Origin of the sequence: Phyllobacterium sp. 628 (assembly GCF_014189505.1) — a bacterium.
Lineage (GTDB): Bacteria > Pseudomonadota > Alphaproteobacteria > Rhizobiales > Rhizobiaceae > Phyllobacterium.
On the sequence record NZ_CP050301.1, the window covers coordinates 3,494,668 to 3,513,321 of the forward strand.

The following is an 18,654-nucleotide window of genomic DNA, read 5'->3' on the forward strand; positions in this document are numbered from 1 at the left end:
GAGCCTTAATCCTTCGCGCCGCGCTGCAATTTCTCAAATCGTTTGGTCAGCCGGTCACGCTTGAGTTTTGACAGACGGTATATCCAAAAAATGCCATCAAGCTGATCGATTTCATGCTGCAGGCACACCGCAAGCAGGCCGTCCGCCTCCGCAATTTGCGGTAAGCCTGCCATATCCTGATAGCGCACACGAACCGTGGCGGGGCGTTCAATCTCATCGTTTACACCCAGCATTGAAACACTCCCCTCGGTGTGGCGAACCAATTCAGTCGACGTCCATTCAATCCATGGATTGACGTAATTGTGCACGCCCTGACCATCGTCGAGCTCGATCACAACAAGGCGTTGCAGAACACCCAGATGCGGCGCGGTAATACCGATCCCCGGCGCCGCCCGCATTGTATCGAGCAAATCAGTCGCAAGGGCACGCAGACTTTCGTCGAAAACGGTGACAGGCTGCGCTTTCGCCCTCAGATCGGGATGCGGAAACTTCAAAATCGTGCGAACGCCCATTTCAATACTCCGGCCTGTGGTGCGTGGCAGATCAGCAACGCATATTCACCCTGTTGCCTCAATCCACTGCCAGAAGGCAAGCTCGCTTTACAAGCGATGCGACGCCCGATAATCCACAATGCAATACTGTGGTCTTCGTTAGTAAACGGTATGACCCAACGAGGCTGATGCATGTCCTCCAGCGACATCGAGATCAAACAACAGATTTTGCCGAGGGGCGCACTTTATCTGACGCTTCTGGCGCTGGTGACTACGATTGCCTCGTTCGTTGTCATGATGGGCATCACCAGCATTTCACCGACCAAAGAGGTAACGCAGCTTATCATTGCTGTGAATGTCATTTCGATTCTGCTGCTTGTCTATCTGTCCTATGCAACGGTGCGAAAACTCTTCCTGTTCAAGAACAAGGAAAAGCACAATGATCTGCACACCAATATCGCCTTCATCTTCGCGCTGATTGCCTCGATTCCATCGATCATCGTTGCCTGTTTCTCCCTGATCATTCTGGATAATCGCCTGAATTCGTGGATCAGTGTCGATAATAACAAAATCATCGACATGTCCATCAAGGCAGCGCAAACTTACACGGAAGACAACGCGCAAAATCTTCTGACAACAACACTCTCCATGGTCATTGAACTGGACCAGCGGCGCCAGCTTTTCAGCCTCGATCGCGGCGCGTTTTCCGATTGGTTGACCTATGATGCAGGCCGCAACAATCTTTTGGGCGCGTCATTGGTCAAGTCTACGGGCGAAATCGTGGTCAGCGCCAACCTGTTCAACGACCATACGATGCCACCCGTTCCTCTCTCTGCCGTGCGGGGCGCCGCCGGCGACCGCCCGGTACTGATCCCCCCGGGTGCGACCAATCTTGTCGGAGCGGTTATCAAGACACAGGCTTTGCCCGATCTTTACCTCTATACTGTTCGCAGCATCGATGCCTCGGCACTGAACAATATGCGGATTGTGACCAACAACAGCAGCGAATATCAGTCGCTGGCGAGCAACCGCACGAATACGCAGATCGCCTATGCGCTGCTTTACATCGAATTGACTCTTCTCCTGCTGTTGACGGCAGTCTGGACAGGCATTGCCGTCGCCAATCGCGTGGTTCAGCCTATCCGCTTGCTCATCGGCGCAGCCGAAGAGGTCGCAACAGGCGATTTTGACGTTTCTGTTCCCGTACGAAATTCCGATGGCGATATTGCGTCTTTGTCCCTGACCTTCAACAACATGGTCAAACAGTTGAAGACTCAGCATACCGACCTGATTTCGGCGAAAGAGCAGATCGATGAACGCCGCCGCTTCACCGAAGCCGTGCTTTCCGGCGTCACAGCCGGTGTCATCAGCGTCAATACAAAAGGCGATATCGCGGTCATCAACCGGCCGGCCGAATCCATGCTTTTGAACGATAATGTTTCAACCATCGGGAGCAACCTTACCGAACTGCTGCCGGAGTTTGGGGAGATATTTACAACCGCGCGCGACAGCGGACGCTCATCCAGCCGCAAACAAATTGCCATGACGCGCAATGGCGTCGCCCGCTCCTTCAACGTACAGATCACGCGGGAAGATGCAGACACGTTGAATACGTCTTATGTTGTGACTGTCGATGACATTACCGATCTTGTTGCCGCGCACCGCTCGTCGGCCTGGGCCGACGTGGCAAGACGCATTGCCCACGAAATCAAGAATCCATTGACCCCGATCCAGCTTTCTGCCGAGCGGCTGCGCCGCCGTTATGGCAAAGTCATTACCGAAGACCGTGAGGTCTTCGATCAATGCACGGAAACCATTATCCGGCAGGTTGGCGATATTGGCCGTATGGTCGATGAATTCTCCGAATTCGCGCGCATGCCAAAGCCAAAGCTGGCAGCGACAGACATTCGCGACATCTTGCGCGACGCCTCGTTTCTCGTCGAGATCAGCAACAGCCAGATCAAGTTCGACCATGAATTTGCCAGCGAACCGCTTATCGGCAATTTCGACAGCCGTCTTCTTGGTCAGGCTTTCGGCAACATTATCAAAAATGCCTCGGAATCGATCGACGCCGTTTTGCAATCGGCAACAATCACTGAAGGCCATATCCTTGTGCGGGCAAATTCTGCTGGCACATCCATCGTTGTCGAGGTGCTCGATAATGGTAAAGGCCTGCCCGCAGAAAACCGCCACCAACTGCTGGAACCCTATGTGACCACACGCGAGAAAGGCACCGGTCTTGGTCTCGCCATCGTCAAGAAGATTGTCGAAGACCACGGCGGCCAGCTTGAGCTATACGATGCGCCCATCGATTTTCACGGCGGTCGCGGAGCGCTCGTTCGAATGGTTTTTCCAAAAATTGTTCAAGCGGAAAGTTAACGGAACTTCACCATCACGATACGAAATGTGATGATTCTGTGACCGCCAGCAAATTGAGCCCGGCAAGGGAAAGTGCTATAGTCCTGTTGCTGTGTTCCGGATGGCTGAATTCCAATTCCGCACGCTCCGGCAGCAGGACATGAATCACTCCACTTTACAATGATCGCTGGCCACTTGGAGTCAGCGGCGAGTGTTCGTGATCCTTGAGAACGCCCGGTTTGTCCGGTTACGCTCAACAGGAGACAGGCGATGCGACACGTTAAACAGAATGGCGATATATCCAATTGGATGACCTGCTCGGTCATTTTATTCGGCGCACTGATGGTAGCTGCTGTTGTCTTTGCAGTTTGACCATCTTGTGAATGCCTGACACTTCATAGCGGACGCGCGGACTGCGCAGCCCGGATTTATTTCATTGCCAGAAAACAAAGCCTGCTCAACAAAAATCCGGGCGGGGCATCCCCATATAATATCCTTCCTGCCTTCGCCTCTGTCTTTGCTATCTGCGATCACCTTAATGTTACAACCACTGGTAAGCCCTGCATATCTGTGGCATCAATCACACATGCTGCGTTGACTTTGAACACCTGTCCTATGGGATGCGGATAACCGAGGAGCGGCCCATGTTTGCCCTGAATGTAAACGGCGAAAATCGCAATGTGGATGTGCCGGAGGATATGCCTCTGCTCTGGGTGTTGCGGGACGTCATCGGCCTGACCGGCACGAAGTTCGGTTGCGGTATCGCCCAATGCGGTGCCTGTACCGTGCAGCTTGACGGCAAACCCGTACGCTCCTGCGTTCTACCGGTTGCCTCGGTTGGCACGCGTCAGATCACAACCATTGAAGCGATTGGCGCCACGCCTGCCGGCAAGAAGGTGCAGGATGCATGGCTCAATCTTGAAGTTATCCAGTGCGGCTATTGTCAATCCGGACAGATCATGTCGGCCTCGGCGCTTCTGAACCGCACCCCAGATCCGAGCGATAGTGATATCGATGCGGCAATGTCCGGCAATATCTGTCGATGCGGCACCTATACCCGGATACGAGCGGCGATAAAACAGGCCGCGAAGGCCTGAGAAAATGGAGATAGCCAGCATGAGCAAGCCATCCTCCTCCCTCTCCGAAAAAACCAGCACATCGCGCCGCACCTTTCTTCAAGGCAGCGGACTTCTTCTGGGTTTTGCGCTGTTTGGTGCCGGCACCAAAGTGGCACACGCAGAAACAACAGCTCAACCTGTTGCCGGTGATGTCACAGCCGCATTTTCCCCCGATGCGTTCATTCGCATCGGCAGCGATGGCAAGATCACCCTTATCCTTCCCAACATCGAAATGGGGCAAGGCACCCATACGGGCGAAGCCACGCTGATTGCCGAAGAACTCGAAGTTGGCCTTGATCAGGTAAAGGTCGTGGACGCTCCGCCCAACGACAAACTCTACGCCACTGCCGCCCTGGGCGGACAGGCTACCGGCGGTTCCACCTCGATGCGCGCAACGTGGGAATCACTGCGCAAGGCTGGTGCTACCGCCCGTATGATGCTGGTTTCAGCTGCCGCTGCGCAATGGTCTGTGCCGGTTGCTGAATGCAGCGCCAAGGCCGGTGTCGTTACTCATCAGGCCAGCGGCCGGAGTTTGGCCTATGGCGAATTGGCGCAAGCCGCTGCCACGCAGCCTGTTCCGGCGAGCGTCACATTGAAAGATCCGAAAGACTTCCAGCTGATTGGCAAATCCAGCCGAAGGCTTGATACACCCGGCAAGGTCAATGGCGCCGTCGTCTATGGCATCGATGTGCGCGTACCGGATATGAAAGTAGCAACCGTGGCCGCCTGCCCGGTCATTGGCGGCAAGCTTGGCGACGTGGACGAGAAAGCAGCACGCGCTATCCCGGGCGTGCGCGATATTGTTCGTCTGGATAATGCTGTCGCCGTAATCGGCGATCATTTTTGGGCAGCCAAAAAAGGTCTTGAAGCGCTTACCATCACCTGGAACGAAGGCGCTAACGCCAACCTCACCAGCGCCAATATCATGGCTGCGTTGAAAGCCGCATCAGAGCGCAAGAAGCCGATCATGGCGCGGCAGGAAGGCGACGTTGAAGGCACGATGAAAGCCGCCTCCAAGAAGGTGGAGGCCATCTATCACTCGCCCTTCCTGGCGCATGCTCCGATGGAGCCCATCAATTGCGTTGTGCATGTACGGGCAGACGAATGCGAAATCTGGGTGGGAACGCAGGTTCCCACAATGGCTCAGGGCGCGGCAGCGCAGGTTACCGGCTTTCCGCTCGATAAGATCATTCTGCACAATCACCTGATTGGCGGCGGTTTTGGCCGCCGGCTTGTGGCTGAATCAGTGGCGCAGGCGGTGGCAATCGCCAAGCAGGTAAGCTACCCCGTCAAGGTTATCTGGACCCGCGAAGAGGATATCCAGCACGACCTTTACCGCCCGGCCTACTATGATCATATCTCAGCCGCACTTGGAGCGGATGGCCTGCCTACGGCTTGGGTTGAACGCATTGCTGGCGGCTCGGTTCTTGGAAATTACCTTCCAAGCGGCTGGCCGGAAGGCAAACTCGACGATGATGCGGTTGAAGGCGCCGCGAAACCGCCCTACGACCTGCCAGTCATTCAGGTGGACTGGGTGCGAGAAGATCCACCCGTGCCGATCACATGGTGGCGCGGCGTCGGCCCCACGCACAATGTTTTTGTCGTTGAAAGTTTCATGGATGAGCTTGCCCATGCGGCTGGTAAGGACCCGGTGGAATATCGCCGCGCGCTGACCAAGAACCAACCCCGCGCGGCGGGTGTACTTGAGCTTGTTGCCGAAAAATCCGGATGGGGTACTCCGCTTGCCAAGGGCATGGGGCGCGGTATTGCCCTGCATGATGCTTTCGGCAGCTACATGGCGGCCGTGCTGGAAATCTCGGTTTCGCCGACAGGTGAGATCACGCTGCATCGCGCGGTGGTGGCGGTTGATTGCGGCATCACCATCAATCCCAATACAGTCGAGGCCCAGATCGAAGGCGGCCTGATCTTCGGTCTTTCGGCAGCGCTTTATAGTGGCATCACATTCACCGACGGCCGTGTGGACCAGAGTAATTTTCACGACTACCGCATCCTGCGCAACAACGAAGCGCCGAAGATTGAGATTCATCACGTCAAGAGTCTGGAATCTCCGGGCGGTATCGGCGAGACAGCAACGGTTTCCGCTGCCCCCGTTCTGGCGAATGCTATTTTCTCGGCAACCGGCAAACGGCTGCGCACGCTACCTTTCAACCGGGATGAGCTGAAAACCGAAGGTATCGAAAAGAAGAGCGTTTCGATGGTGCTGCCGATAGTCGCACCGTTGCTGGCGGCTCTGGCAAGCACGAAGCCGACTGACGCCGAACTCGAAAAGCAGTGAGGGCTTAATCATGAAAAGACTAGGCCTGTCACTTCTCGCCGCTGTGGTTGTCATCGCCGCAGGCGTTGCAATCTTCCTGTTCAAACCGGCATCGCTGCCGGATGTTTCTGCTGAGGCGGCAAAATTGCCAACCGGTCAGGCGCTGATTGATCGTGGTGAATATCTGACACGTGCTGCCGATTGTGTCGCGTGCCACACCATCGCTGGCGGCAAGCCCTATGCAGGTGGCCTCGCCTTCAAGCTGCCATTCGGCACAATTTACTCGCCCAATATCACCGCCGACAAGGAAACCGGCATTGGCAATTGGAGCGATGCGGAATTTGTGCGTGCCTTGCATCAGGGCATCGACAAAGATGGCCAAAATCTTTATCCGGCCTTTTCCTATGCCGCCTATGCACAGATGACGACGCAAGATGCATTGGCAATCAAAGCCTATCTGTTCAGTCTCGCTCCGATCCATGCTGAAGCGCCCAAGAACGATCTCGGTTTCCCGTTCAACCAGCGTTACGTCATGCGCTTCTGGAATCTGCTGTTCGTTCCCAGCGGCCCATTGCAGCCCGATGAAAAGCAGACCGCAGAATGGAACCGCGGCGCCTATCTGGTCGAGGCCATGGCGCATTGCGGCGAATGCCACACCCCGCGCAATCTGTTATTCGCTGTTGATAATGGCAAGAAATTCGGTGGTGCCGAGCTGCAGGGATGGAAAGCCTACAACATCAGCTCGGACAAGAAGACCGGCATCGGCAGCTGGACTGATGAGCAGTTGACCAATTACCTCTCAAAAGGTCACGCCGAAGGTCGTGGTTCTGCAACGGGAAGCATGGGCGAAGCGGTCGATTTCAGTCTGCGCCACCTGACGCCGGAAGATATCAAGGCAATTGTCACCTATGTAAAAACGGTCCCGCCGCAAACTTCGTCTGACAAGGCAATCGTTGAAGCCGAACCGGCAACGCTGACCGCCTCGACTGCCTATGCTCCGGCAGCGGATGCAACAGCCCAAGGCGGACTAGGTCTCAAACTCTTCCAGGGCGCTTGCGCAAGTTGCCATGGCTGGAACGGTGAAGGCATACAAACGCCCTACGCATCCTTGCGCGGCAGCAGGACAGTCAATGATCCTGACGGGACCAATCTCATTCAGGTCATTCTGAAAGGCGCACATATGACGACACCGGAAGGCAAACAGGGCATGCCGGCTTTTGCCAATGCCTATTCGGACGTCGAAATTGCTGCGCTGAGCAACTACGTTCTTGGGCATTTCGGCGGCAAGCAATCCGCCGTCACACCTGCGGATGTTGCCAAGGCCCGCACGCAATAAGGGTTGAAATGTCGCATGCGCATATCGTGACTTGATTTAGGGAATGACCGTTCTCTATATTGGGGTATGTCAGACATGATTGCATCAGCTGCACGCAGCCGCGGCCGCCCGCGCGAATTCGATATGAACCAAGCGCTGGATAACGCGCTGCGTGTGTTCAGCGAGCGTGGATACCATGCGACGTCGATCGGCAACCTCACCGAAGCCATGCAATTGGCCTCAGGCAGCGTGTACAAGGCATTCAAGGACAAGCGCGGCGTCTTTCTCGCGTCTTTCGACCGCTACCGCGCTGTACGTAGCAGCAAGCTGCGTGTCGCCGTTGCTGCGGGTAAGACAGGCTATGAGTGCCTTCATGAAGCACTCAGCTTTTTTGCCAATGCCTCGCAAGGTCTGGAAGGCAAACAGGGTTGCCTCGTCGTCAGCTGTGCCAGCGAGCTTGCAACCTTCGATCCCGAAGTTGCGCAGAAAGTTGCGACAGCCATGGATGTGAACGAGGCGTTGATTCTGGACTTGATCCGGCAAGGCCAGGCGGATGGTTCGGTCTCACCCGACATTGATGCTGCCGCTACGGCTAGGCTGTTGTTATGTGCTGTGCAAGGCATGCGGGTTGTCGGCAAGACTGGCCGGACACGCGAAGAAATGATGGCTGCGGTCGGCGTGGCAATGAAAACCCTCACCTGATTAGTTTTGCGGGGAAATACCCGTTTCCTCTCCCATGGAGTACCCAATGACATCCCCCCCATGCAGACGCTTCGTCTGAACACCATTCCATTTCGCCATGGTTGACGCTTCTGCTGGCGACAGCATGCGGATTGATCGCTGCCAATCTTTATTATGGCCAGCCACTGGCGGGACCCATCAGCGCAGAGCTCGGAATGTCGCCAGCAGCGGCCGGTCTCATCGTGACCCTGACGCAAATTGGCTACGGCCTTGGCCTGCTTCTGATTGTTCCCCTCGGCGATCTCTTCGAAAATCGCCGTTTGATACTCACCGTTATTCTCGCTGCAGCAGCTGCGTTGCTCGTCGCAGGGCTGGTTACCCATCCCGCGCCATTCCTTGCGGCAGCGCTGTTTATCGGCCTTGGCTCGGTTGCCGTGCAGATTCTCGTTCCCTACGCCGCCCACATGGCGCCCGAACATGCGCGCGGGCAGGTCGTCGGCAACGTCATCAGCGGCCTGATGCTGGGCATTATGCTGGCACGACCCGTTTCCAGTTTGATTGCACAGGTTTCGTCATGGCACGTGGTGTTCTTTCTGTCGGCAGCGGTCATGATTGCCCTCATGGTCGTCCTTGCTCTGACTTTGCCCAAACGTGTTCCGGTCACAAAGCTCACCTATGGCGACCTGCTGTCTTCCATGGGCCGTCTCGCCGTGAGCACACCCATCCTGCAACGTCGCGCGCTGTATCAGGCATGCATGTTCGGCGCGTTCAGCGTGTTCTGGACGACGACACCCCTGCTGCTAGCCGGGCCTGAATTCGGCCTCTCACAGGCTGGCATTGCGCTGTTTGCATTGGCTGGTGTGGCCGGCGCCATCGCCGCGCCCATTGCCGGACGTATGGCCGACCGTGGCTTGACCCGCCCTGCAACAGCCTTTGCCATGCTTCTGGTGGCCGCATCATTTCTGATGACTCATCTTGCGCCCCACGGCTCTGCTTTGGCGCTTGGTCTGCTGACAGCCGCAGCCATTCTGCTTGATTTTGGTGTCACCACCAATCTCGTGCTTGGACAGCGCGCCATCTTTTCGCTCGGTTCGGAATATCGCAGCCGGTTGAATGGCCTTTACATGGCAACGTTCTTTACCGGCGGGGCTATCGGCTCCGCCGTGGGTGGCTGGGCCTTCGCCCATGGCGGCTGGTGGCTCACCTCGTGGCTCGGCTTTGCCTTACCGGCTTTAGGCCTTCTCTATTTCATCACGGAAAAGCGCCCGGAACTGGTGCCAGCGACATAGGTGTTACACGAACAATGCGGGGCTCAAACGGCCCCGCAACCCGGCACATCTTCCAGGCGGCAATACACCGGAATACCGCGTTCATTGGCAAGGCGGACATCATTGTCCGCCCCTTTTGAATCACCGGGAAGACGCAGAATCGCATCGCAGAGCTGGATCAGACGGCCAGCTGCCGGATGAAAGATCTGATCATAGAGTTCATCGCCAATCCGCCTCCCACCCGCCGCATTCCACACCGGCAATGCAACCCATTCGCCGATCATCGGCAAATGTCCCGCCTGAAACAATGGCCATGATACCGCTTCCAGACGTTTCAAATTTGCAGCCATCTTTTCCGCATCGTCGTTCGTACCGGACCGGTATGGCCCCGCAATCAGAATAAGCATCTGTCTCTCCCGAAAATATTGTGTTGATTGGGTCAGGCTGCGAAAACGTGCAGCGCGGCATGCTGCAGCAGCATGATTGTCTTGCCATCCTGAATGGTGCCAGTGGCGATCATATTCAGCGCTTCATCGATACGCAGCTCCAGCACTTCGATATCTTCGCCTTCAGCCTCGATGCCCCCACCGTCGGTGATCCGGTCGGTAGACACGTATTCACCAACGAAGAAATAGAGCTTTTCCGTAACCGAGCCCGGACTCATGAAAGCCTCGAACACTTTACGGACGTGCTGAACGCGATACCCGGTCTCTTCCTCGGTCTCAGCACGAATACGTTCTTCCGGCGAGACATTGTCGAGCAATCCGGCAGGGGTTTCGATCAGCAGATCAGTATAGCCATTAACGAAGGCCGGAAACCGGAACTGCCGGGTCAGAATGACTGTGCGCCGCGCCAGATCATACAGCAGGATCGTTGCGCCATTGCCACGGTCATAAGTTTCACGGTTCTGCGTCTGCCATACGCCATCACGTCTGAGATAGTCGAAAGTGGTCTTCTTCAGCACGAACCAGTCATCTGCAAGGGTCTTCACATTCTGGATACGCACACGTTCAGCGAGCTTCATTCATTTCACCATGAATTGTGGATGCGGCTTGATAAAACGTGCAATTTCGTGCAGAGTCAAGAAATAACATGCAAATTGATTTGGAAGGTTTTATGCTCACGCAACAGCGCAAGGCGCACATTCTCCACGTACTGAAACAAACGGGGCAAGTCATTGCCAAGCAGCTGAGTCAGGAGCTCGATCTTTCCGAAGACACGATCCGGCGCGACTTGCGCGAACTGGCAGCCGACGGCCTGCTGCAACGCGTGCATGGCGGCGCCCTGCCTGCATCCCCTGCCCTTGCCGATTTCTCGGGCCGCCAAACCATTGCCACAGACGGCAAACAGGCAATTGGCCGGGCTGCGGCAGCTATGATCCGTCCCAATCAAGTGATCTTTATCGATGGCGGGACAACGGCGGTCCAGCTTGCCCGTCAGTTGCCGCCCGATCTGGTGGCCACGATTGTTACACATAGTCCAAGCGTCGCGGTCGAACTGGTCAACTATCCCAACATCACGGTCGACTTGATCGGCGGACGCTTGTTCAAACACTCCGTTGTTGCCGTCGGCGCTTCGGCGATCGAGGCAATTGGGCGGTACAGAGCCGATATCTATTTCATGGGTGCCACCGGCATTCACCCGGAAATCGGCCTTACCACAGGTGATTCCGAGGAAGCTGCCGTTAAAAGGATGCTGTGCCACCATGCGGCAGAAACGGTAGTTCTGGCATCACGCGAAAAACTCGGCGCCGCATCACCCTATCTCGTGGTTTCGATGAATGACGTGCAATGTCTGGTGGTCGAACGGGATACACCGCAGGAAAGCCTGCAAGCTTATACGGAGATGGATTTGACCATCATCAAAGCCTGACGGGATCAGAAAAGCCAAATATTACTTCGGCTGATCAATACGATCCGCGTTCTCTGCAATGACGGTCATGACCTGCTCGAAAGGTTCGCGCGAGCGCAGCATCCGGGCCAAAATCCACGCACCTTCCAGCGAAACCAGAATCTTCATCGCCAGCGACCGGCCATTTTGCTCCGGATGAAACCGCACGATCTGGTCACTGAGGCAGCCGATCCATGTTTCCATGACCTCTTGAATAGCAACAGACAGCCGTTCGGATTTTGGCGTCGTATCCAGCAACACACTGGTGATGGGACAGCCGAGCGTCCACCCGGACGCTTCGAAGGCTTGCGACAGGCGCGCGATCATGATTTCTGCACCGGCCCGGAAGGTTGGCGCATCCATAAAGCTCTTATTCAAAATATGGTTGATGTAGCTGCCAGCGCTGCGCACCGCGTGTTCGGCGAGTTCTTCCTTGCCACCGGGAAAGTGGAAATAGAACGAGCCTTTCGGCGCTTTCGCCTGCGCGATGATCTCCGTCAATCCCACGCCGTGATAACCGTGCGCCTGAAACAGGATCACGGCTGTGTCGATAAAGCGGGTCTTGGCATCTGATGGACGTGGCATAATTCGCATTATGCATGTTGTATGGCGATCGGTCTAGTGCTACGTTCTATGGCAATCACCATACAACGTACGGCCAATCAAGGAGATTGCCGATGCTCACGCAGCCAGAACTGGATTCACCCCGTTACGAAGCGGCTTATCGGCCCTCACCCGCGCCTGGATTGTGGCAACGCATACGCTACTGGATGGATTTTTCAGGGCTTGGCAGCACGGTTCAAAACACTGCTTGCTATAAAAACGGCGACGCGTGGGATGGGCTTGAACCCTTCGACATGCTGAACGGCTGGCGGTGTGGTGATGAGTAAAATTGGGAAATACCCATAATTGTCCAAACATTCGACCTGAGTCGAGACGGCCGTTGATATAGAGTAAAGATCTATTCTGATCCGCCCACTTCGGATGATTACGGATACAAGAAGCTAACAATACACTAGTGAATATTCACTAGTTTAACGGCAATTTTCCCAAAACTTCGCCTGAATAAACGCCATACAATCAATGTGCACATTATTTTCCATATATTTATCAAATAGTTAAGTTGATAACGAACATTCAAAACGTCATTTTGTGACATAACAGCAACATTCCAAGCTCAACTGACACTCAACTGTGGGTTGGATATTGATGTTTCAGTCAAAACTGAACTAATCAATGTATGTCAATGATGACTATTGGGGGACCAAGATGAATATCAAGAGCATCCTACTCGGCTCTGCTGCAGCCCTCGTTGCAGTAACTGGCGCGCGCGCTGCTGACGCAGTTGTTGTCGCCGAACCAGAAGCTGTCGAATATGTTCGCGTTTGCGATGCATACGGCGCAGGCTTCTTCTACATTCCCGGCACGGAAACCTGCCTGAAGATCGGTGGTTACCTGCGTTATGACGCTGTTGGCGGCGACGACGTTTATTCCGGCGGTAAGCTTGGCACATGGTGGAAGCGCTCGCGTGCAACAGTCCGTTTTGACGCCCGTTCGGAAACCGAACTCGGCACTTTACGTTCGTTTATCGAAACACGCTTCCAGTACACAAATGGCGTCAATGCCACCGAGCTTCCTCACGCTTACATTGAACTCGGCGGCTTCCGCATCGGTGTAACTGACGAAATTTTCGGTTCGTGGACCAATTACGCTGGCGGCATCATCAACGACGACGTGATTAATTATCAGTCGGCCACGACCAACCAGGTCAGCTACACCTTCAATGGCGGCAACGGCTTCTCGGCGATCATCGCTGCTGAACAGGGCTCGTCCATAGCTTATCCGACAGGCGGCACAATCGATCACCGTATCGATGACTACATGCCCCATGTTCTCGCTGGTGCGAAGTTTGAGCAGGCTTGGGGTTCAATCTCCGGCGTTGTCGGCTATGACTCCCGTGTTGAAGAATGGGCTGGCAAGCTGCGTTTGGACGTGAAGTTCACAGACACCGTTTCCGCATTCATCATGGGCGGTTACCAGTCTGATTGGGACGACTCCACAACTGCCAATGGTAACTGGTTTGGCACTTGGTACGGCGACTATGCGATTTGGGGTGGTTTGACTGCCAAGGTTTCCGACAAGGCAACCGTCAACGGTCAGGTCGCTTACGAAGAAGACGGCACATGGGCTGCTGGTCTGAACGTTGCGTACGAACTGGTTCCTGGCCTGACCATCACGCCAGAAGTCAACTACACCAAGTTTGATGGACAGCGTGGCGATGATGATGCGTTCGGCGGTATGATCCGCTTCCAGCGCAACTTCTAATCGACGTAGATTTGGAGAGACCCCGGGGGCATTCTTCCCCCGGGCTTATACGGCCTTCGGCCCAACAAGCATGTTATTAATTGTGTTTGGTAATGGAGAAGGACTGCATTGCCAAATTGCGATGATGAGATCTCCAGTCACGTCATTTTCTACGAACGGCGGGCCTTTGGTCCGCCGTTTTTTGATGTGCTCGTAAAACGCGATTGGCTCTTGCCATCGCTCAACGCCAGTCAACCCTTTGGGTTAACCGCGCTTATATCTTGTTGACTGGAATTGAAATGGTGGGCCCGGAGGGACTCGAACCCCCAACCAAGCGGTTATGAGCCGCCGGCTCTAACCAATTGAGCTACAGGCCCCACCTGAGAACAGCAAACCAGATGGTTCCTGCATGTCATCCCCGCGATCAATAGCGGGAAAAATCACGAATGCAATGCCCGATTTGATCTCATCACCCGATAGCGTGATTTCCGGGCAAAAATCCACAACTGTTGAGGATTTTCATAGCCTTGGGATAGACGGAAGATCACGATTTCTGCTTCGCCGATGAACTGGCAGCACCAATCCATCAGCTATGCCGAAGAAACATCGAAGATCAGCGCTTCTCCTGCTCCGCCAAAAGCAGCAACTGCCGTGCGCTTTCCTCATCGGTGATGAAAACCGTCGGGCGGATCAGCTTCATTGCACCCAGCAGGGCGTTGATCTTTTCCTTGCCGCCGGATGTCAAAACACGAACAGGCACCTTCTGCAGAGTTTCAATACCCACCGACATGACCAGATCATGGATCGGGTGATCGACAAGACGTCCCTGCTGGTCATAGAAGTGAAACAGAAGATCACCCACGGCACCACGCTCCGCCAGCGACGACTGATGTTCCTCATTGAGGAAGCCGATACGGTATGGCGTGCTGGATGCGGTTTCGATCGCACCGACGCTGAGCAGCACCAGATCGAGATCTTCCGCCATCTCGAAGACGCTCTTCAAGCCGCAGCGCTCGATCAGCGCTGTCTTGGTCTGAATGCTGTCCACCAAAGCCGGTGCCGGAATGAGATAGCCGTTGCCCTGGAAAAGCTGGGCAAACTGCCAGGCGAATTCCGCCGGGTTGAAACGCCGCGGCTGGCTGATCCCGCCAAGCAGCGAAATGACTGTGAAATCTTCAAGTGCACGCGCTTCAAGGTAGGACAGCGTGCTCAATAGCGTGCGCCCCCAGCCCACGCCGACGCGCATACCGTTGCAAACCACACCGGAGAGATAATCACCGGTTGCGGCACTGATGGCCGGGATTGGATCATTGTCAGGCTGTGAGAGCGGCGCAATAATTACCTTATCGAGACCGAACTGCTGCTCAACCTGCCGTTCCAGCGCAATCAGATCGGACAGATATCCCTGGATGCCAATCTTGACCTCGTTGCGCGCGCGCGCTTCGGCAAGCATCCGCACAATGGTCACGCGACCGACGCCGAGAACCTCGGCAATCTCGTTTTGCGTCATCTGCTCGATGTAATACATCCACGCCGCACGCATGCGCATACGGCTGATTTTTGTATCAGGCTGCCCGATATCCAGCGGGGCCTTCTTTGGACTGTTCGTCGCGCTGGTTGCTCGTTTGCGTCGATCGGTCAATTCTCTTCCCCTTATTGCTTGTATCCATCCCTGCCGGTGCCCAATTGCGCACTGGCAACAGAGTGCTTTGCACACTACACTCCACCGGAATGTTGTTTAGCAAGCCACCAAAAACAGTTACAAAGCATTATCCACTTTGCAAGTCGAGGTCTGCCACATGATCAGGGACATTTCAAACGAGATTGTTGTCAATCTCAAGGATCGCCTGCGCGATGTCCGGCACATGATCCGGGCAAGCCGCAGCGATAATATCAAGCAAAATGTAACAGACGGCCCGGAAATATTGCTTGGACATGCCGCGCGCGTTGTCGATAAGGCCCTGACTGTGGCCGAAACAATCTCCATTTCGCTGGTTTCGCAGGACCCGAAGGTGCATTCGACCACAATCGAAGCGCGTAGCCTCAATACATACTTTCCCGCAGAGGCTGCAAAGGGCGAGACTTTGTTTCGCCGTGACATATATTATTTGACCAAGCGGCTGTTTGCAATTTTGGGCGCGAAAAACGCACTCGTGCATGAAGCAACATTTGCCGCTGTTCATACGGCGATGATTCGCCAATATTCAAATTTGATTGAAGTGGCGACACAGACGAATGATTTGACGGCGATTGCGAAGGTCTGCGCAACCCTCGTAACAGAGCTCCAGGCGTCGCATCAAGGCCAGCCGGTGCCACCGCATCTGCATGGCGAAACGGCGCCTGACGGGGCAACCCAGTTCCTGTGCTTTACAGCAATCGCTCTTGCCATTGGCATCGCCAGCTATAGCGACAATGAGCCCAGCGACGAGAAGCTCGTGGACAGCGCCCTGCTCGCGCTGAAGGCGCGCCAGAGCAACCTGTCCGAAATCATGCAGAGCAAGGACCGGACGATTGCCCTGTCCGGTCTATTTGCATTTCTGATCCCGGTGCTGCCCTAAGCTGTTTTTGCCATCTCCTGGATGAACTTCTTCGCGCGTTGGATCGATGCAGGGCTCATTGAGAGTTCAGTCAGACCCATCCGGATGAAGGTCGGGATCAGATCGGGACGGCCTGCGGCCTCGCCGCACATGCCCACCATAATCCCGGCCTCGACACCGGCTTTTGCCGTCAGCTCGATCGCGGCCATCACGGCTGGATGCGTCACATCATTCAGCTTGGCAACGGTCGGGTTCAGCCGGTCTGCGGCCATGATGTACTGCGTCAGATCATTGGTGCCGATGGAGAAGAAAGCGACTTCTTTGGCCAAGGCTGGGGCGACGAGTACGGCCGCCGGCGTTTCAATCATCACGCCTAGATCAAAATGTGCAAAGGCTTTGCCTTCCTCGGTCAGTTCGTCGGCACATGCATCGATCAGTGCGCGCGTTGCCTGAACTTCATCTATACCTGAAATCATCGGCAGCATGACTTTGATATTGCCATGCACAGCCGCGCGCAGAAGCGCCCGCAATTGCGGCTTGAACACATCCGGCCGGTCCAGGCACATGCGGATACCGCGCCAGCCAAGAAACGGGTTCTCTTCATCGGGAAATTCGACACCGGAAATCGGCTTGTCGCCGCCAATATCCAGCGTGCGGACGATCACGGGATAAGGAGCGAATGCCTTGGCCAGCGTGGCATAGGTTTCGGTCTGCAAATCCTCCGAGGGCAGATGAATGTGCCGCATGAACAGAAGTTCCGTACGGAACAGGCCAACACCCATCGCGCCCGCTTCTTTGGCTGCATCGATTTCCTCGAGCGAGCCTATATTTGCCGCCACTTCGATGACAGTGCCGTCAGCGCGCTTCGGTATAATGTCTCTATAAATTTTCAGAGCCCGCTTTTCCGCCTCAGCCTCGCTGATTTTGACCTCGAAATGGCTTGATATAAGAGCATCCGGATTGGCAAAGACTTCTCCGTTGTCGCCATCGAGAGCCACGGCCTTTACGTCCTTCAGATCCATGATGGAACGCCCAAGACCGAGCACGGCAGGAATACCATGCGCCCGGGCAATGATGGCAACATGCGATGTCGCCCCGCCATGGCCGCAGATCACACCAGCAATATTTTTCAGTGGCGCACGCGCCAAATCCCAGGCACCTATATCGTCAGCAACTAGAATTGACCCTTCCGCAACCGCATCAAGATTGACGTCTTCCTGCCCTAGCAGTGCCAGACATATCTGCCGCCCGACCGCATTCACATCATCGCCGCGCGCGTTGAGATAAGGATCGTCCATGGCAGCGAAATCAGATGCAATCCTCGACGCTGCACCGATCACCGCCGAAACCGCATCAATGCCGCCTTCGACAATGACCGTTGCGCTGTCGATCAATTCATCATCGTTGGCGATGTCCTTGAGAGCAACGACGATACCCCGATCGCTGTCCGCCAGACTTGTTTCCGCCAGCGAGGCGTCCATGCGCTTCTGCACTGTGGCAATGGCCTGTTTCAGGCGCAGCACTTCGTCGGCAATGTCATTGACCGCGAGCGTGCGGTTCTCATGCTTAATCTCGGCTGGAAAGAAGCCATAGACCGGGCCAATCGCGACGCCTTCGCTGGCCGCGACGCCAAGGAGCTTGCCTTCTGCTGGCTCGCTGTTGCCAATGCCCTTGCCTTGAGCTTTGCCACCAGACTTTTTCTCCGGCTGCGCCCCGTCCTCTTCGTCGGTTCCGGCATGCGGGTTTTCAAGATAGCCAATCAGCGCTTCGACAGCCTCGATGGCATCTGCACCCGTTGCCCGAACCGTGATTTCCTCATTCTCCTTGATGCCAAGCAGCATCAACTTGACCGAGCTTTTTGCGCTGGCCGATTTATCGCGTTTGACCAACTCTATGTCCGATTCGAAACTCTTGGCGAGTTTGACAAACCGGGTGGCTGGCCGCGCGTGCAATCCATCATGCACCCGCACGATCGTCGAGCGTTCCATGCTTTACTCTCTTCGGTATTTCGTTCTGTTTCGGTCTTAAAGATTATCCGATGGTTATTGTCGCACCCACCTTCAGGGTTGAAACCAGCTCGCCGGTATCCACTTCCGACGCACAGATTTCGCCTGGGCGTTCCACATGATCGGACCCGTTGAATGTGATGACAACATGGCCGATATCCCTGACCTTTTGCCACGCATAGTCACCGATTCCCGTAATCTTCGCCGTGAGATCGCCAATGCTGATGACCGATCCGACCGGCGGCGTGATATCTGAGGGTGCCCCATCCACCAGATGCAGGATGGAAACTTCGGCGAGTTCCGGCGGCGCGCCATCTGCAAACAGGATGACAACGCCACCCTCTGCGAGGTCCGCCACCTCGGGACCCACGGCTGTTACCCGTGTCTTCAAAAGTACTGACATAATGGCGA

General features: G+C 55.4%; 17 protein-coding genes and 1 tRNA gene. 10 read left to right on the top strand and 8 right to left on the bottom strand.

Annotated features, from left to right (window positions below; all coding sequences use genetic code 11):
• Window positions 1–5: 5 nt before the first annotated feature.
• Window positions 6–512: a peptide deformylase gene (locus HB779_RS18805; RefSeq protein ID WP_188343758.1), complete on the bottom strand. Its 507-nt coding sequence runs from the start codon at window positions 510–512 to the stop codon at window positions 6–8.
• A gap of 171 nt (window positions 513–683) precedes the next feature.
• Between HB779_RS18805 and HB779_RS18810 the strand changes: the two genes are divergently transcribed.
• The 6 genes from HB779_RS18810 to HB779_RS18835 all read left to right on the top strand — a co-directional run bounded on the left by HB779_RS18810 (window position 684) and on the right by HB779_RS18835 (window position 9,527).
• Window positions 684–2,870 (top strand): PAS domain-containing sensor histidine kinase, encoded by a 2,187-nt coding sequence (locus HB779_RS18810; RefSeq protein ID WP_188343759.1) that lies wholly within the window; start codon window positions 684–686, stop codon window positions 2,868–2,870.
• A gap of 623 nt (window positions 2,871–3,493) precedes the next feature.
• On the top strand, window positions 3,494–3,946 hold the full coding sequence (locus HB779_RS18815; RefSeq protein WP_188343760.1) for a (2Fe-2S)-binding protein: 453 nt from the start codon (window positions 3,494–3,496) through the stop codon (window positions 3,944–3,946).
• 19 nt (window positions 3,947–3,965) lie between these two features.
• Window positions 3,966–6,263, top strand: a complete 2,298-nt coding sequence (locus tag HB779_RS18820; RefSeq protein WP_188343761.1) for a xanthine dehydrogenase family protein molybdopterin-binding subunit — start codon at window positions 3,966–3,968, stop codon at window positions 6,261–6,263.
• Between the two features lie 10 nt (window positions 6,264–6,273).
• The gene (locus tag HB779_RS18825; protein WP_188343762.1) at window positions 6,274–7,578 is read left to right on the top strand and encodes a cytochrome c; all 1,305 of its coding nucleotides are present in this window, start codon (window positions 6,274–6,276) and stop codon (window positions 7,576–7,578) included.
• Window positions 7,579–7,653: 75 nt separating this feature from the next.
• The gene (locus HB779_RS18830; protein ID WP_244642424.1) at window positions 7,654–8,259 is read left to right on the top strand and encodes a TetR/AcrR family transcriptional regulator; all 606 of its coding nucleotides are present in this window, start codon (window positions 7,654–7,656) and stop codon (window positions 8,257–8,259) included.
• An 89-nt stretch (window positions 8,260–8,348) separates the two neighbouring features.
• Window positions 8,349–9,527 (top strand): MFS transporter, encoded by a 1,179-nt coding sequence (locus tag HB779_RS18835; RefSeq protein ID WP_188346009.1) that lies wholly within the window; start codon window positions 8,349–8,351, stop codon window positions 9,525–9,527.
• Between the two features lie 23 nt (window positions 9,528–9,550).
• Here the strand turns inward: HB779_RS18835 and HB779_RS18840 are convergent, their stop codons facing one another.
• Together HB779_RS18840 and HB779_RS18845 are read right to left on the bottom strand one after the other, a co-directional pair.
• Window positions 9,551–9,913: a DUF4406 domain-containing protein gene (locus HB779_RS18840; RefSeq protein WP_188343764.1), complete on the bottom strand. Its 363-nt coding sequence runs from the start codon at window positions 9,911–9,913 to the stop codon at window positions 9,551–9,553.
• A 32-nt stretch (window positions 9,914–9,945) separates the two neighbouring features.
• A complete protein-coding gene (locus tag HB779_RS18845; protein ID WP_188343765.1) occupies window positions 9,946–10,530 on the bottom strand; it encodes an NUDIX domain-containing protein in 585 nt (194 codons plus the stop codon).
• A 92-nt stretch (window positions 10,531–10,622) separates the two neighbouring features.
• Here HB779_RS18845 and HB779_RS18850 point away from each other — a divergent pair, with 92 nt between their 5' ends.
• Complete coding sequence (locus HB779_RS18850; protein WP_188343766.1) at window positions 10,623–11,378, top strand: DeoR/GlpR family DNA-binding transcription regulator; 756 nt, start codon at window positions 10,623–10,625, stop codon at window positions 11,376–11,378.
• A gap of 21 nt (window positions 11,379–11,399) precedes the next feature.
• On the opposite strand, the gene HB779_RS18855 is transcribed toward HB779_RS18850, so the two are convergent.
• The gene (locus HB779_RS18855; RefSeq protein WP_188343767.1) at window positions 11,400–11,981 is read right to left on the bottom strand and encodes a TetR/AcrR family transcriptional regulator; all 582 of its coding nucleotides are present in this window, start codon (window positions 11,979–11,981) and stop codon (window positions 11,400–11,402) included.
• Between the two features lie 92 nt (window positions 11,982–12,073).
• Between HB779_RS18855 and HB779_RS18860 the strand changes: the two genes are divergently transcribed.
• Both HB779_RS18860 and HB779_RS18865 read left to right on the top strand, forming a co-directional pair.
• On the top strand, window positions 12,074–12,286 hold the full coding sequence (locus HB779_RS18860) for a hypothetical protein (RefSeq protein ID WP_188343768.1): 213 nt from the start codon (window positions 12,074–12,076) through the stop codon (window positions 12,284–12,286).
• A 379-nt stretch (window positions 12,287–12,665) separates the two neighbouring features.
• Entirely contained in the window at window positions 12,666–13,721 is a 1,056-nt protein-coding gene (locus tag HB779_RS18865; RefSeq protein WP_188343769.1) for a porin, read from the top strand.
• Window positions 13,722–14,000: 279 nt separating this feature from the next.
• Here the strand turns inward: HB779_RS18865 and HB779_RS18870 are convergent.
• Both HB779_RS18870 and HB779_RS18875 read right to left on the bottom strand, forming a co-directional pair.
• Window positions 14,001–14,077: transfer RNA gene (locus HB779_RS18870), tRNA-Ile, on the bottom strand.
• A gap of 236 nt (window positions 14,078–14,313) precedes the next feature.
• Complete coding sequence (locus HB779_RS18875; protein WP_371823874.1) at window positions 14,314–15,342, bottom strand: sugar-binding transcriptional regulator; 1,029 nt, start codon at window positions 15,340–15,342, stop codon at window positions 14,314–14,316.
• A gap of 157 nt (window positions 15,343–15,499) precedes the next feature.
• Here HB779_RS18875 and HB779_RS18880 point away from each other — a divergent pair, with 157 nt between their 5' ends.
• Entirely contained in the window at window positions 15,500–16,258 is a 759-nt protein-coding gene (locus HB779_RS18880; RefSeq protein ID WP_188343770.1) for a hypothetical protein, read from the top strand.
• Here HB779_RS18880 and ptsP read toward each other — a convergent pair.
• Window positions 16,255–18,225, bottom strand: a complete 1,971-nt coding sequence (ptsP, locus tag HB779_RS18885; RefSeq protein WP_188343771.1) for a phosphoenolpyruvate--protein phosphotransferase — start codon at window positions 18,223–18,225, stop codon at window positions 16,255–16,257. The genes HB779_RS18880 and ptsP overlap by 4 nt on opposite strands.
• A 43-nt stretch (window positions 18,226–18,268) precedes the next feature.
• Window positions 18,269–18,646 carry a PTS glucitol/sorbitol transporter subunit IIA gene (locus HB779_RS18890; protein WP_188343772.1) on the bottom strand — a complete coding sequence of 126 codons (378 nt, stop codon included), beginning with the start codon at window positions 18,644–18,646 and terminating at the stop codon, window positions 18,269–18,271.
• Window positions 18,647–18,654: the final 8 nt, after the last annotated feature.